This window comes from Streptomyces sp. CBMA123 (assembly GCF_014596465.1).
Classification (GTDB): domain Bacteria; phylum Actinomycetota; class Actinomycetes; order Streptomycetales; family Streptomycetaceae; genus Kitasatospora.
The window spans coordinates 1-12,594 of sequence record NZ_MECK01000156.1 but is presented as its reverse complement, the minus strand read 5'-3'; the positions used below and the strand labels follow the sequence as shown (position 1 = coordinate 12,594).

Below are 12,594 nucleotides of genomic sequence, written 5' to 3'. Positions count from 1 at the left end.
CCCCCCCCCCAAACCCCCCCCAGGCCGTCCCCTCTTTCCCTCCCCGACGCTCTTCCGATCCCCGGCGCGGTCGTCGCGGTCGGCGAGCCGGGGGAGGCGGCCGCCGAGGTGCCGCTGCTGGCCGACCGGCCGCTGGTCGCCGGCGCGCCCGCGGCCTACGTCTGCCGGCACTTCGCCTGCGAGACGCCGACCACCGACCCGACGGTGCTCGGCGAGCGGCTCGGGGCGGTGCTTGCATAGCCGGGGTTCGAAGGGCCGGGGTCCGAATGGCCGGGTTCGATGAGTCGGGTTCGATGAGTCGGGTTCGAGGAGCCACGCCGGCATGGCCGGGCTCGGATAATCGCTGGCGGGCGGGCGTCGAGCGGGGCGAGGATGGGCCATGACCTGGACCTTCAGCACCTCGCTCGACGACTTCCGGTCTCACACCGGCGCGTTCCTGGCCGCCCGCCCGGCGGAGAACACCGTCCTGCTCACCCTCACCCACCGGCTCGCCGAGGCCGGGCTCGACGCGTTCGGGGAACGGCCGCCGGTCTTCGGCTGGTGGCAGGCCGATCCGGGCGGTCAGGTCCAGGGCGCCTTCCTGCGGACCCCGCCGTACGCCCACCGGCTCTCCTGCATGCCGGAGGCCCTGGCGGCCGAGCTGGCGCTCGAACTGGCCGATGCCGAGGGCGAGTTCGCCGAGGTGGCCGGAGTCGGCGGCGGGGCCGGGGCAGTCCGTGCCTTCTCCGACGCCTGGACGGCCGCCACCGGTGCGGTCCGGTGCGGTGGCGTCGAGGAACGGCTCTACCGGCTCGGCGAGTTGACCGACCCGCCGCGCCCGCCCGCCGGCCGCCACCGGCTCGCCGAACCGGCCGACCGCGAACTGCTGATCCGCTGGCACCAGGAGTTCACGGCCGAGGTGAGGGTCCCCGGCAACGCCAACCCGGCCCGGATGGTGGACGACCGGATCGCGGCCGGCGGCTTCCACCTCTGGGAGGACGAAGGCCACCCCGTCGCCATGGCCGCCACCAGCCCCGTCCTCGCCGGAATGTCCCGCATCGGCCCGGTCTACACCCCGCGCGACCACCGCGGCCGCGGCTACGCCAGCGCGGCCACCGCGGCCGCGTCCGCCCACGCGCTCGCCCGGGGGGCGGCGGAGGTGCTGCTCTACACCGACCTCGCCAACCCGACCAGCAACTCCATCTACCAGCAGATCGGCTACCGGCCGGTGGAGGACTGCCTGGTGGTGGACTTCCGGGCACCGTAGGGCGGTTACGCGTCCCTGGTCAGGTGGCCACCGGTCACACCGACCACCTTCGTCTCGAAGGGGTCGTGGGCCGGCGTCGCGGTCGGCGTCGCGGCCGGCGGCGGCAGGTGGTCGGTGTTCTGGTAGCTCTGGGCACAGGTGATCAGATGGCTCCCGGCCGTCTTCATGTCGGTGGAGAGCCCGTCCAGCAAAGTCTTCCAGGCGCTGCCGCACCCCGTCAGCGCCGCCCCGCTCTGCCAGCCGGCCAGGCTCCCGGCGGCCGTGCTGCTCGGCTCCGCGAGCTTCGCCGTGTCCTCGGGGACCTTCCCGGCCACCGTCAGCGCGTTGTTCCCGGCGGCGGTCAACTCGCCTGGTCTTACGGTGAATCCCGGATCCTGCCCCACTGATTCCCCCTGACATCCGTGTCGGCTGCGGACGCTATGGTAGCTGTGAGTGTCGTGGGGGACACAGGACGCACAGGGGGCCGGGGATGGACATCGCAAGCCTGCGGAACGCCAAACTGGCGGACCTGTACACGGCGGCGGGGGCGTACGACACGTTGGCCGCGGCGTTTCATCAGCACGTCGACGACTGGAAGAGCGGAACGACGGACCGGGTCCACGGATCCCAGTGGACCGGCCCGTCGGCCGACGCCGCGATCCCCGTGCTGGACGGTCACACCGCCAAGATGCGCGCGGCGACGACCGAGCTCAGCCTCATCGGGAAGGAGATCCGCGACTGCGCTGATGCCATGACGCTGGCCCAGGACCGCCTGAGCAAGGCGTTGTCCGACGCTCAGGCCAAGGGCTTCTCGGTCAGCGACACCGGCATGGTGAGCTGGCCGGCATCGACCAACCCCTACCAGGCCACCGACTGGGAGGCCAAGCAGAAGGCTGCTGCTGACGAGATCGGCAAGCAGATCGGCAAGGCGCTGTCCGAAGCGGACGAGGCCGACTCCGCCCTGGCCGGCACGCTCAACAGGTTCGCGGGGCATGCCAAGGACAAGTCGGGCCTGGACGAGAAGACAGCCGGCGCCGATGCCTACGTGGACCAGTTCGGTGACGCGTCCAATCCGATGTGGCAGCGGGGCATGCCGGGCAAGGACGCCGCCCCGACGGAGGTCAACTCCTGGTGGAAGGGGCTCGGACCGCAGGGCCAGCAGTGGGTCCTCAGCCACCACCCGGAGGCGCTCGGCAATCTCGACGGCATCCCCGCGGAGGTGCGGGACCAGGTGAACCGCAAGCACCTGGAGGACCTGATGGGTCCCATCAGGGTCAAAAAGAAGCTGGGCCAACCACTGGATTCCAGCGACAAGGCGAACCTCGCCCTCTACGGCCCGATCGGCGCCCGCCTCGCCGCGAGCCAGGGCGATCCGCCGATCTACCTGTTGGGCCTCGGCGACGAGGGCCAAGGCCGGGCGGTCCTCTCATACGGGAATCCGGACACCGCCACCGACGTCTCCGCGTACGTGCCGGGGATCACCACCACCATGGACAGCCTCGGGCTGGGGAAGAACGACGGGACCAACGAGGCCGAGAACGGGCTGAACCTCTACCGCGCCGCGAGCGGCAGGGCCCCGGCCGGCCACTCCGTCGCCTCGGTCGTCTGGCTCGGCTACGACTCGCCGGGGATGGACCTCGGAGCCGCGTCGACGAAGGCGGGCAAGGACGGGGCCCCGGCCTACGCGAACTTCCTGAGCGGTGTGCGGGCGAGCCACGAGGGCACCCAGCCTCCGCATGTCACTGCGGTCGGGCACAGTTACGGGTCGTACCTGGTCGGCCAGGCCACCAAGCTCGCCACCCAGCCGGGTTCGCACTACGTGCCTCCGGACGACGTGGTCTTCATCGGAAGCCCGGGCGTCGGTGTGGACAAGGCCTCCGACCTGAGGATGCCCCCCGGCCACGTCTGGGTCGGTGCGGCCGACAACGACATCGTGACGCACGCTCCGTCGAAGTTCAGCATTGACCCGGACGAGCGCTGGTACGGACGGGATCCGTCGAGCAAGCACTTCGGTGCCAACCGCTTCACCGTCGACGACTGGAGTCGCGGCAATCCCATCGACGCGCACACCAAGTACCTGAACGGGCGCGGCGGGCCCTCACTGGACAACATCGCGGCCGTCGTCACCGGCGGCGGGGGCGTCAAGCTCCAGGGACAGCGCGGGTGAAGCGGCCACGGCGTGCGCTGGGCTGTTCCCTGGGAGCGGTGGTCGTGCTGGCCGCGGGGGCGGGGCTGTTCTACCACGGGTACGGTCCGATGGCACTGATGGACCGGGACTCCGTCCGGAGCGCGAGTGAGGCGAAGGGACAGCTCGACGACACCCTGCGGGCTGCCACGGGCGCGATCAGCCCGTCGCTGAGCTACTTCGGCGGTGTGTACGTCGTTGAGCGCGCTCCGGAGCACGCCGACGGCGAGCCGAGCCTGCGGTCCAGTGTCACGGCCTCGGTCTCCGTCCGGACGAGGGTGGCCCCGGCGAAGGTTCCGGTGCTGCTGGACCGGATGAAGCAGCTCTGGGACGGGCAGTGTCATTCCGGAGGCGCCTCGGAAGTCGGAGTGAAGCGCTACACGGACCTGTACTGTTCCGGGCGCGGAGACACTCTGTTCACGCTGTCGGTGGTCAGTTCCACGACCGACTCGACCGTGCAGGTGCTCATGAGCGCAGAGGCCTTCACGGTGCGCTACCAGCCCGACCGGGACTACGGCACCCCTCCGACCGGCGAGCTGCTGACCGGCCACGAGCCCGCCCCCGACGTCGACGATCCGTACTGGTCGCACTGACCGGGCCGGGTCACTCCCAGTCCCACCGGATCCCCAGGATGCACGGCCGGATCGCCGTCGCCACCAGGTGGACGCAGCGGTGCCCGTCGAGGGTCAGTTCCTCCGTCTCGTAGGGGGGTTGGCCGGGGGCGCGGAGGGCGATGCGGTGGCAGCGGACGGGGAGGGCGGTGGGGTGGAAGGTGATCTGGAGGACGTACTGGCCGGCGCCGGAGTTGAAGCCGCGGACGTACTCGCAGGTGGGGGTCGGGGAGGGGGCGTCGTCGAAGCCGTAGCCGAGGAGGTGGGTGTCGCCGGCGCGGAGGCGGCGGTCGAGGAGGAGTTCGGCGGCGATCAGATGGTGGGTCTGGTCGCGGCGGATGCGGCCGGGGCGGCAGTTCTCCTCGGCGCGGACGCCGACGAGGGTGGTGTCGCTGCCGGGGTCGCCCTGGTGGAGGGCGAGGTAGCGGTCGATGCCGTCGCGGTGGGCGCGCAGGGCGTGTTGGGAGTCGCGGCGGGTGAGTTGGCGGTCGGGGCCGATGCGGATGCGTTCGATGTGGGTGATGGTGTGGAGGCCGGTGTCGCGGGGGCCGGCGAGGGTGGCGAGGAGGTCGTCGACGGCGGTGGGCGGGGAGATCAGGTCGCGGTAGGGGCGTACGGGTGGCCCGGCGGCGGTGGCGGTGCGGCGGGGGCCGAGGAGTCGGGTAAGGGAGTGTTCGGGCAGGTCGAGGACGTGTTCGAGGGCGGCGACGGCGCGCAGGGATTCGGGGCGTTCGGGGCGGCGTAGGCCCTGTTGCCAGTAACTGAGACTGGTGAGGCCGACGTTGACGCCGCGCAGGGCGAGGTGGCGGCGGATGCGGTGGAGGGCGAGGCCGCGGCTGGTGATGGCGGTGCGCAGGGCGTGGTGGAAGGGGCCGGTGCGCAGGGCAGCGGCGAGGTCGGCTGGGTCGCTCCGGTGGATGGCGGCCTCCTGGCGGGTGCGGACCGGGTTTTGACCGTGAATATTCACATCCGGGCGGCGGTTTGTCACCGGTCCGGGCAGCTCGCGGGGTGGTTCCGGGGGTGGCGTTCACATCCGCGCGGGCCCGTTCACAGCGTGATCGGCGCCCTTTCGGGGCCGTTGACCAGTCTCCTCGGGCGGCGCGATGCTCGGGGCGCGATCCGGACCGCGCCCCCCACACAGCACTTCGCTCCACTCGTGCAAGGAGGCATTCCCCCATGCCAGTTCCACGGATAAGGCTGCGCCGCGCGGTCTCCCTGCTGGCCCTCGGCGTCCTGGGTCCGGCGCTGACCGCCGCGGTGGCCACTCCGGCGGTCGCCGCCCCCATGAACGTCCAAGGGCGGCTCGCCCAGGTCCGCCAGGCGGCCGCGCCGGGCAGTACGGCCGATCTGGCCGGCACGTTCAAGAAGCTCAACATCACCATGCAGCAGCAACAGCAGACCAACTGGTGCTGGGCGGCGAGCGGGAACACCATCGCCACCTGGTTCGGCTACAACTACAGCCAGAACCAGTTCTGCAACGCCGCGTTCGGCCGCTCGGTGGACTCCAACTGCCCCAACAGCCAGGCCTCGCTGGCGGATGTACAGAACGGGCTGGACTGGGTCGGCATCAATCCGGGTTCGTACGTCACCGGCTACCTGCGCTACAGCACCGTGCAGTCCGAGGTGGACGCCAACCGGCCGGTGGAGACGCGCATCCAGTGGAGTTCGGGCGGCGGGCACATGCACGTCGTGTACGGCTACGACACCAGCAACAACTGGGTCTACTGGGGCGACCCGTGGCCGTCCAACTACCGCTACAACTGGGCGGATTACTGGTACTACGTGAACAACGACACGTTCTCGTGGACCCACTCCCTGTACCGGATCGGCGCGTGAGGACGACCATGACCGAGCTCAGCAAGGCCCGTCGGGCCGCCGTCACCGCGCTGTTCGCCGCCGGCCTCGCGCTGGCGCTCGCCCCGGCCGCGCAGGCCGACGGCTCCGCCCAGGCGGCCGGCTCCCCCGCGCCGGTGCCCGCCGCCGACCTGGCCCGGGCCCGGAGCGCCGTCCAGGATCCGTCGGTGCTCGACAAGGTGGGGCACTTCTTCGCCCGCAAGGGCGTCCCGCCGACCCAGCAGCTGACCATCGGCGCCGCGGAGGAGGCGAAGGCGGCGGACGACGCGGCGCCCCGGCTGGCCGGGGACACCGTGCCGGTCTACACCCTGGACGCCGGCTTCGTGGCCGGCACCCCGGGCGCGCCGGTGGCGAAGGCGGAGTTCACGGCGAGCAGGGTGGTCGCGGCGGACGGGCAGACCGCCTCGGTCTGGACGGTCCGGCAGGGCGACGCCTGGCGGGTCGTCAACATCGCCTCCGGTGGCGACGAGAGCGACTACGCGGCGAAGGCGGCCGACAGCGGCGGCGGCACGGCCTTCCGGGAGCCGCAGGTCAACGCCTGGTACGTGCTGCGCGACGGCCGGGTGCTGCCGCTGGACGACGAGGCCCGGCGCTCGGTGGGCGCCGGCGGGGTGTCGCTGGCCGGGTACCAGAAGCTGGTGCACCAGCGGTACGGGGACAAGCTGCCCGGCTCGGCGTACGACCGGGAGGGCAAGGGCGGCGGCTACCCGCTGGAGGCCGCAGCGGACACGGCTGCGGGCGGCGACTCGGCGGTCCCGGCCGTGACGGCGGCCGCGGCGCTGGGCGCCACCGCCCTGGCGGGTGCCGGCGCGGTGCTGCGGCGGAGGAGGAACGCGCGCTGACGCGTGGCACCCACTGACCTGGAGCATCCGCTGACACCGGAGAGCGGCGACGGGGCCCGGCTGATCGAGCCGGGCCCCGTCGCCGCGTCCGCCGCTCACACCCCGGCGAAGCCGCTCTCCAGCAGCGCGTAGGTGCGGTCGACCAGCTCCGCGATGTCCTCCCGCCCGTCGCCCGCCGCCCAGCGCAGCACCGCCTCGGTGGTGGCCGCGCCGAGGGCGGCGGCGGTGACCCGCATGTCGTAGGTGGGCTCCTCGATGCCGGCCCGCCGGGTCAGCACGGTGAGGAAGAGCTCCTGGGGGCTGCTGCCGCTGCGGGTCAGCCCGGCGCGCAGCGCGGGGACCTCGGTGACCAGCCGCATCCGGGTGACCATCTCCTGCCGCTCGTGTTCGAGCAGCTGCTGTCAATGTAAGGATGGGGTGACCATATGACTACTCTGGGTCATGTGTCCTGGAAGTGCGGCTTCCGCACGAGGAATTGACGCAACGTTGATCTGTCGTTCGCCGCCCCGGGGCAGTCCCGGGTGACTGACGGTAGATACCATGTGGCAATCGGTCAGTGCTGGCCGGACGCGTGCCGAGAGCGGAGAAGGGGTGGGGCGGCAGGAGCCGACCACGAGCCCGGCGCCGGGAAAGGGGAGCCGAAAAGTGGCCGACAGTGACGACAGTCAGGCGAGTGCCCAGATGTGGGGCGCGGTCATGGTGGTGGGTGCCGCGCTGGCCGTGGTCGCGGCCTATCTGATCAAGGGGCCGCCGCTGGTCCTCGCGGTCGCCGGGATCGAGACGCTGCTGCTCATGGCGTACGTCGGCCGTCGTTGGCGGGCGATGCACCGGCAGGCCTCCCCGGCCGGCCACCGGCCCCGGCGCGGCATCCCGGACGCCGCCCACTGCGAGCGCTGCCGCCGGGCCCGGGAGGCGCTGGACGCCCGGCGGGCGCGCGGGCGGATGGTGCCGGCCGCCTGGGCGGTGCGCCCGGAGGTCGAGTCGGAGCTGCCGGGGTCGTCGGAGGCGCTGGAGTCGGCCGAGGCGCTGCACTCCCCGCAGGCGACCCGGACGACGCGGGCAACGCAGGCAACGCAGGCAACGCAGTCGACGTCGGACGGCGCCGAGCACCCGTCGTACCCGCACCGCGCGCAGGGCCGGGCCGGGTACGAGCGGCCCTGGACGGCCGAACGGGCGGCCACCCGGTCCACGGACCGGACGACCGCCCGTCGGGGCACGCCGGGTTCAGCCGGTCGCGCTGTACGCCACCAGTGAGACCCCGACGTACTGCACGATGAAGGCGCCGAGGGTGAAGGCGTGGAACACCTCGTGGAAGCCGAACCAGCGCGGTGAGGGGTTGGGCCGCTTGAGCCCGTACACCACGCCCCCGATGCTGTAGAGCACCCCGCCGACGATCATCAGCACCAGGACGGCGGTCCCGCCGGCGTGCAGGAAGTCCGGCAGGAAGAAGGCGGCGGCCCAGCCCAGCGCGATGTACACGGGGGTGTACAGCCAGCGCGGTGCGCCGACCCAGAACACCCGGAACGCTATGCCGGCGAGTGCCCCGCCCCAGGCGACCCAGAGCAGTAGCTGCTGGTCGGCGCCCTTGAGCAGCAGCATCGTGAACGGCGTGTAGGTGCCCGCGATGATCAGGAAGATGTTCGCGTGGTCCAGTCGCCGGAGCACGGCGTCCCCGCGCGGGCCCCAGTCGAAGCGGTGGTACACCGCGCTGACGCCGAACAGCAGCCAGGCGCTGACCGAGTAGATCGCGCAGGCGATCTTGGCCGGCGTGGAGTCGGCCAGGCAGATCAGCACGATCCCGGCGGCGACGGTAGCGGGGAACATCCCGGCGTGCAGCCAGCCCCGCCACTTCGGCTTGCCCTCCCGGCCCTCGGCCGGATCCTCCCCAGTGCTCTCCGCGAGCGCAGCAGCAGTCATGGCCAGCATGCTACCCGCTACCTACGGAACCGTAGGTTACTGCCGCGTAAGGAAGTGGCGCTCATCACTCTTGGACGTTTTGTAGTAATCGGAGTGTGGCGCCGCACACTCCGGTCGGGACAGGGATGGCTGATTACCGGCCCGTAATCATACTTACTGTAGTAAAAGATGCGTCAATTTCGCCGCAGTGCCGCGTTGAGGGCCAGGACCCGGAGCTACGCTGCAAGCACCCTCAGACCCCCGCAACGCCGTCTCCTCGCCGAGACGGCGTGAAACGGAGCGATCGTGTCGTACGAGATCTCTGCTCTCAGCGCATCCGCGCCCACCCGCCACAAGCAGCTGCTCGCTTGGGTGAGCGAGATCGCCGAGCTCACCCAGCCGGACCGCATCGAGTGGTGCGACGGTTCCGACGAGGAGTACCAGCGCCTCGCGGATCTGCTGGTGGCTCAGGGCACCTTCAAGAAGCTGAACGAGGAGAAGCGCCCCAACTCCTACTACGCCGCCTCGGACCCCTCGGACGTCGCGCGCGTCGAGGACCGCACCTTCATCTGCTCCGAGCAGGAGAAGGACGCCGGCCCGACCAACCACTGGAAGGCCCCCGCCGAGATGCGGGCCCTCTTCACCGGTAAGGGTGGCCAGGGCGAGCAGGGCCTGTTCCGCGGTGCGATGAAGGGCCGCACGATGTACGTCGTGCCCTTCTCGATGGGCCCGGTCGGCTCCCCGCTGGCCGCGTACGGCGTCGAGATCACCGACTCCGCCTACGTCGCCGTGTCGATGCGCGTGATGACCCGCATGGGCCGGGCCGTGCTCGACCAGCTCGGCGAGGACGGGGACTTCGTCAAGGCCGTGCACACCGTCGGCGCCCCGCTGGCCGAGGGCCAGGCGGACGTCCCGTGGCCGTGCAACACCACCAAGTACATCTCGCACTTCCCGGAGACCAAGGAGATCTGGTCCTTCGGGTCCGGCTACGGCGGCAACGCCCTGCTCGGCAAGAAGTGCTACGCGCTGCGCATCGCCTCGACCATGGCCCGCGACGAGGGCTGGCTGGCCGAGCACATGCTGATCCTGAAGCTCACCCCGCCGTCCGGCGAGGTCAAGTACGTCGCGGCGGCCTTCCCGTCGGCCTGCGGCAAGACCAACCTGGCCATGCTCCAGCCGACCATCCCGGGCTGGAAGGTCGAGACCATCGGCGACGACATCGCCTGGATGCGTTTCGGCGAGGACGGCCGCCTGTACGCCATCAACCCCGAGGCCGGCTTCTTCGGCGTCGCCCCCGGCACCGGCGTGGACACCAACGCCAACGCCATCGACACCCTCTGGGGCAACACCGTCTTCACCAACGTCGCCCTCACCGACGACGGCGACGTGTGGTGGGAGGGCCTCACCGAGGAGCCCCCGGCGCACCTCATCGACTGGCGCGGCAACGACTGGACCCCCGAGTCCGGCACCCCGGCCGCCCACCCGAACGCCCGCTTCGCCGTTCCGGCCGCGCAGTGCCCGACCATCGCCCCGGAGTGGGAGGACCAGGCGGGCGTGCCGATCTCGGCGATCCTGTTCGGCGGCCGCCGGGCCACCGCCGTCCCGCTGGTGACCGAGTCCTTCGACTGGCAGCACGGCGTCTTCCTGGGCGCCAACATCGCCTCCGAGAAGACCGCCGCCGCCGAGGGCACCGTCGGCGAGCTGCGCCGCGACCCGTTCGCGATGCTGCCGTTCTGCGGCTACAACATGGGCGACTACTTCGCCCACTGGCTGAAGGTCGGCGCCCAGGCGGACGCCGCCAAGCTGCCGAAGATCTACTACGTCAACTGGTTCCGCAAGAACGCCGAGGGCAAGTTCGTCTGGCCCGGCTACGGCGAGAACAGCCGCGTGCTCAAGTGGATCATCGAGCGCCTGGAGGGCACCGCCGAGGGCGTCGAGACCCCGATCGGCGTGCTGCCGAAGGTCGACGGCTTCGACCTGAACGACCTGAAGCTGTCCGAGGAGGACCTCGACCTGCTCTTCACCGTGGACGCCGACATCTGGCGCCAGGAGGCCGCGCTGGTGCCGGCCCACCTGGAGCTGTTCGGCGACCACACCCCGAAGGAGCTGTGGGACGAGTACCGGAGCCTGGTCGCGCGCCTCGGCTGAGCCTGAGCCTCAGGCCGAGCGACGGGACGGCCGGAGTTCCGCCGGGTGGTCTTTCCCCGACCAAGGAGACCACCCGGGCCGGGACTCCGGCCGTAGTGCTGTTCCGGATCCGCGCGACTACGGCTGGGTGTAGCCGCTGAGGAAGTCGCCGATCCTGGTCACCGCGTCGGTGATCTCCTCCGGGCGCGGCAGCGTGACCAGCCGGAAGTGGTCCGGCTCGGGCCAGTTGAAGCCGGTGCCCTGGACCAGCAGGATGCGCTGGGAGCGCAGCAGGTCCAGCACCATCTGGGCGTCGTCCTTGATCTTGTGGACCCTGGGGTCCAGCCGGGGGAAGGCGTAGAGCGCGCCCTTGGGCTTGACGCAGCTGACCCCCGGGATCTGGTTGAGCAGCTCGTACGCGGCGTCGCGGGAGGCGAGCAGCCGGCCGCCGGGCAGCACCAGGTCCTTGATCGACTGCCGTCCGCCGAGCGCGGCGGCCACCGCGTGCTGGGCGGGCATGTTGGCGCACAGCCGCATCGAGGCGAGCACGTTCAGGCCCTCGACGTAGCTGCGGGCGCGCTGGCGGTCGCCGGAGAGCACCATCCAGCCGGAGCGGAAGCCGGCCACCCGGTACGCCTTGGACAGTCCGTTGAAGGTGACGCAGAAGAGGTCCGGGGCCAGGGTGGCCAGTGGGACGTGCTCGGCGTCGTCGTAGAGGATCTTGTCGTAGATCTCGTCCGCGTAGACCACCAGCTGGTGCCGGCGGGCGATCTCGGCGATGCCCTCCAGCACCTCGCGCGGGTAGACCGCGCCGGTCGGGTTGTTCGGGTTGATCACCACGATGGCCCTGGTCCGGTCGGTGACCTTGGCCTCGATGTCGGCGAGGTCCGGGTACCACTCGGACTGCTCGTCGCAGCGGTAGTGCACCGCGGTGCCGCCGGCCAGCGAGACCGAGGCGGTCCACAGCGGGTAGTCCGGCGCCGGGACGAGCACCTCGTCACCGTCGTCCAGCAGTGCGGTCATGGCGAGCTGGATCAGCTCGGAGACGCCGTTGCCGAGGAAGACGTCGTCGACGGAGAGCCCGTGCAGTCCGCGCTCCTCGTAGTGCATGACCACGGCGCGGCGGGCCGCGAGCAGGCCCTTGGAGTCGCCGTACCCGTGCGCGTTCGCGAGGTTGCGCAGGATGTCCTGGAGGATCTCCGGGGGCGCCTCGAAGCCGAAGGTGGCCGGGTTGCCGGTGTTGAGCTTGAGGATGCGGTGGCCCTGTTCCTCCAGCCGCATCGCCTCGTCGAGCACCGGGCCGCGGATGTCGTAGCAGACGTTGGCGAGCTTGCTGGACTGGATGACCTGCATGCCTGCCTACTTTAGGGGCTCGCCGGGGCCCCGCGTCGGCCGTCCGGGGGCACGGCTCACCAGGCCCGGAGTGTCCTCCTTGGATCGGGAGGCAGGGACGTCGGGCGGCCTTTCAAACCGGTGGCCCAATGTCCGGAATGCTCATGTATGCGAGGAACGCCGTCGGATTCCGGCGCGGATTCCGGCACCGAACGAGACGGACGGCACACCACCCGCCCGCTCCGGACGGAAAGATGGGGCGCGGTGCGTCGACGAGGAGGGGAGTGCCGGTGGTGGCGGTCGTGACCGGGGCGGTGCTGGTCGGACTCCTGGCGGCCCCGCTGCTGCGCGCGCTGGTCGCCCGCTTCGCCGTGCCCGAGGGCGAACCCCGGTGCGAGGCCTGCCCGTTGTGCGGCCGCGCGGTGGGGGCGGCGTTGCCGCCGACCGGGCGCTGCCCGGGTTGCCGGGGCCGGCTGGGCGCCGGGGCGGGGACGGTGGAGGCGGTCGCGGCGGCGGTCGCGG

At 71.5% G+C, this 12,594-nt stretch carries 13 protein-coding genes and 1 pseudogene; 9 read left to right on the top strand and 5 right to left on the bottom strand.

Going from position 1 to position 12,594, the window contains the following annotated elements; genetic code table 11:
* Together BG452_RS18920 and BG452_RS18915 are read left to right on the top strand one after the other, a co-directional pair.
* On the top strand, window positions 1-240 hold a 240-nt coding region (locus BG452_RS18920; protein WP_223242418.1), incomplete at its 5' end, for a hypothetical protein.
* A gap of 139 nt (window positions 241-379) precedes the next feature.
* Window positions 380-1,246 (top strand): GNAT family N-acetyltransferase, encoded by an 867-nt coding sequence (locus BG452_RS18915; RefSeq protein ID WP_188305513.1) that lies wholly within the window; start codon window positions 380-382, stop codon window positions 1,244-1,246.
* 5 nt (window positions 1,247-1,251) lie between these two features.
* Here the strand turns inward: BG452_RS18915 and BG452_RS18910 are convergent, their stop codons facing one another.
* Window positions 1,252-1,590 carry a hypothetical protein gene (locus BG452_RS18910; RefSeq protein WP_188305512.1) on the bottom strand — a complete coding sequence of 113 codons (339 nt, stop codon included), beginning with the start codon at window positions 1,588-1,590 and terminating at the stop codon, window positions 1,252-1,254.
* Between the two features lie 125 nt (window positions 1,591-1,715).
* Here BG452_RS18910 and BG452_RS18905 point away from each other — a divergent pair, with 125 nt between their 5' ends.
* A complete protein-coding gene (locus BG452_RS18905) occupies window positions 1,716-3,392 on the top strand; it encodes an alpha/beta hydrolase (protein ID WP_188305511.1) in 1,677 nt (558 codons plus the stop codon).
* Window positions 3,393-3,430: 38 nt separating this feature from the next.
* The gene (locus tag BG452_RS18900; RefSeq protein WP_188305510.1) at window positions 3,431-4,003 is read left to right on the top strand and encodes a hypothetical protein; all 573 of its coding nucleotides are present in this window, start codon (window positions 3,431-3,433) and stop codon (window positions 4,001-4,003) included.
* 10 nt (window positions 4,004-4,013) lie between these two features.
* On the opposite strand, the gene BG452_RS18895 is transcribed toward BG452_RS18900, so the two are convergent.
* A complete protein-coding gene (locus BG452_RS18895) occupies window positions 4,014-4,982 on the bottom strand; it encodes a hypothetical protein (protein WP_317621120.1) in 969 nt (322 codons plus the stop codon).
* Window positions 4,983-5,197: 215 nt separating this feature from the next.
* Here BG452_RS18895 and BG452_RS18890 point away from each other — a divergent pair, with 215 nt between their 5' ends.
* On the top strand, window positions 5,198-5,857 hold the full coding sequence (locus BG452_RS18890; RefSeq protein ID WP_188305509.1) for a papain-like cysteine protease family protein: 660 nt from the start codon (window positions 5,198-5,200) through the stop codon (window positions 5,855-5,857).
* 8 nt (window positions 5,858-5,865) lie between these two features.
* A complete protein-coding gene (locus tag BG452_RS18885) occupies window positions 5,866-6,717 on the top strand; it encodes a hypothetical protein (RefSeq protein WP_188305508.1) in 852 nt (283 codons plus the stop codon).
* A 95-nt stretch (window positions 6,718-6,812) separates the two neighbouring features.
* Here the strand turns inward: BG452_RS18885 and BG452_RS18880 are convergent, their stop codons facing one another.
* Window positions 6,813-7,112, bottom strand: coding sequence for a hypothetical protein (locus tag BG452_RS18880; RefSeq protein ID WP_223242420.1), 300 nt, complete (start codon window positions 7,110-7,112; stop codon window positions 6,813-6,815).
* A 250-nt stretch (window positions 7,113-7,362) separates the two neighbouring features.
* Here BG452_RS18880 and BG452_RS18875 point away from each other — a divergent pair, with 250 nt between their 5' ends.
* Complete coding sequence (locus tag BG452_RS18875; protein ID WP_188305506.1) at window positions 7,363-7,971, top strand: hypothetical protein; 609 nt, start codon at window positions 7,363-7,365, stop codon at window positions 7,969-7,971.
* Here BG452_RS18875 and trhA read toward each other — a convergent pair.
* Window positions 7,942-8,634 carry a PAQR family membrane homeostasis protein TrhA gene (trhA, locus tag BG452_RS18870; protein WP_188305505.1) on the bottom strand — a complete coding sequence of 231 codons (693 nt, stop codon included), beginning with the start codon at window positions 8,632-8,634 and terminating at the stop codon, window positions 7,942-7,944. The genes BG452_RS18875 and trhA overlap by 30 nt on opposite strands.
* A 285-nt stretch (window positions 8,635-8,919) precedes the next feature.
* Here trhA and BG452_RS18865 point away from each other — a divergent pair, with 285 nt between their 5' ends.
* Window positions 8,920-10,761 carry a phosphoenolpyruvate carboxykinase (GTP) gene (locus BG452_RS18865; RefSeq protein WP_188305504.1) on the top strand — a complete coding sequence of 614 codons (1,842 nt, stop codon included), beginning with the start codon at window positions 8,920-8,922 and terminating at the stop codon, window positions 10,759-10,761.
* Between the two features lie 117 nt (window positions 10,762-10,878).
* On the opposite strand, the gene BG452_RS18860 is transcribed toward BG452_RS18865, so the two are convergent.
* Entirely contained in the window at window positions 10,879-12,093 is a 1,215-nt protein-coding gene (locus tag BG452_RS18860) for a pyridoxal phosphate-dependent aminotransferase (protein WP_188305503.1), read from the bottom strand.
* A 272-nt stretch (window positions 12,094-12,365) separates the two neighbouring features.
* Between BG452_RS18860 and BG452_RS18855 the strand changes: the two are divergent.
* Window positions 12,366-12,594: pseudogene (locus tag BG452_RS18855) on the top strand (hypothetical protein); the annotation flags it as partial.

Excerpts from the sequence above, each read along its gene's own strand:
- BG452_RS18915 (WP_188305513.1), top strand. The coding sequence starts at position 380 with ATGACCTGGACCTTCAGCACCTCGCTCGACGACTTCCGGTCTCACACC.
- BG452_RS18860 (WP_188305503.1), bottom strand. The coding sequence starts at position 12,093 with ATGCAGGTCATCCAGTCCAGCAAGCTCGCCAACGTCTGCTACGACATC.
- BG452_RS18885 (WP_188305508.1), top strand. The coding sequence starts at position 5,866 with ATGACCGAGCTCAGCAAGGCCCGTCGGGCCGCCGTCACCGCGCTGTTC.
- BG452_RS18890 (WP_188305509.1), top strand. The coding sequence starts at position 5,198 with ATGCCAGTTCCACGGATAAGGCTGCGCCGCGCGGTCTCCCTGCTGGCC.
- BG452_RS18905 (WP_188305511.1), top strand. The coding sequence starts at position 1,716 with ATGGACATCGCAAGCCTGCGGAACGCCAAACTGGCGGACCTGTACACG.
- trhA (WP_188305505.1), bottom strand. The coding sequence starts at position 8,634 with ATGACTGCTGCTGCGCTCGCGGAGAGCACTGGGGAGGATCCGGCCGAG.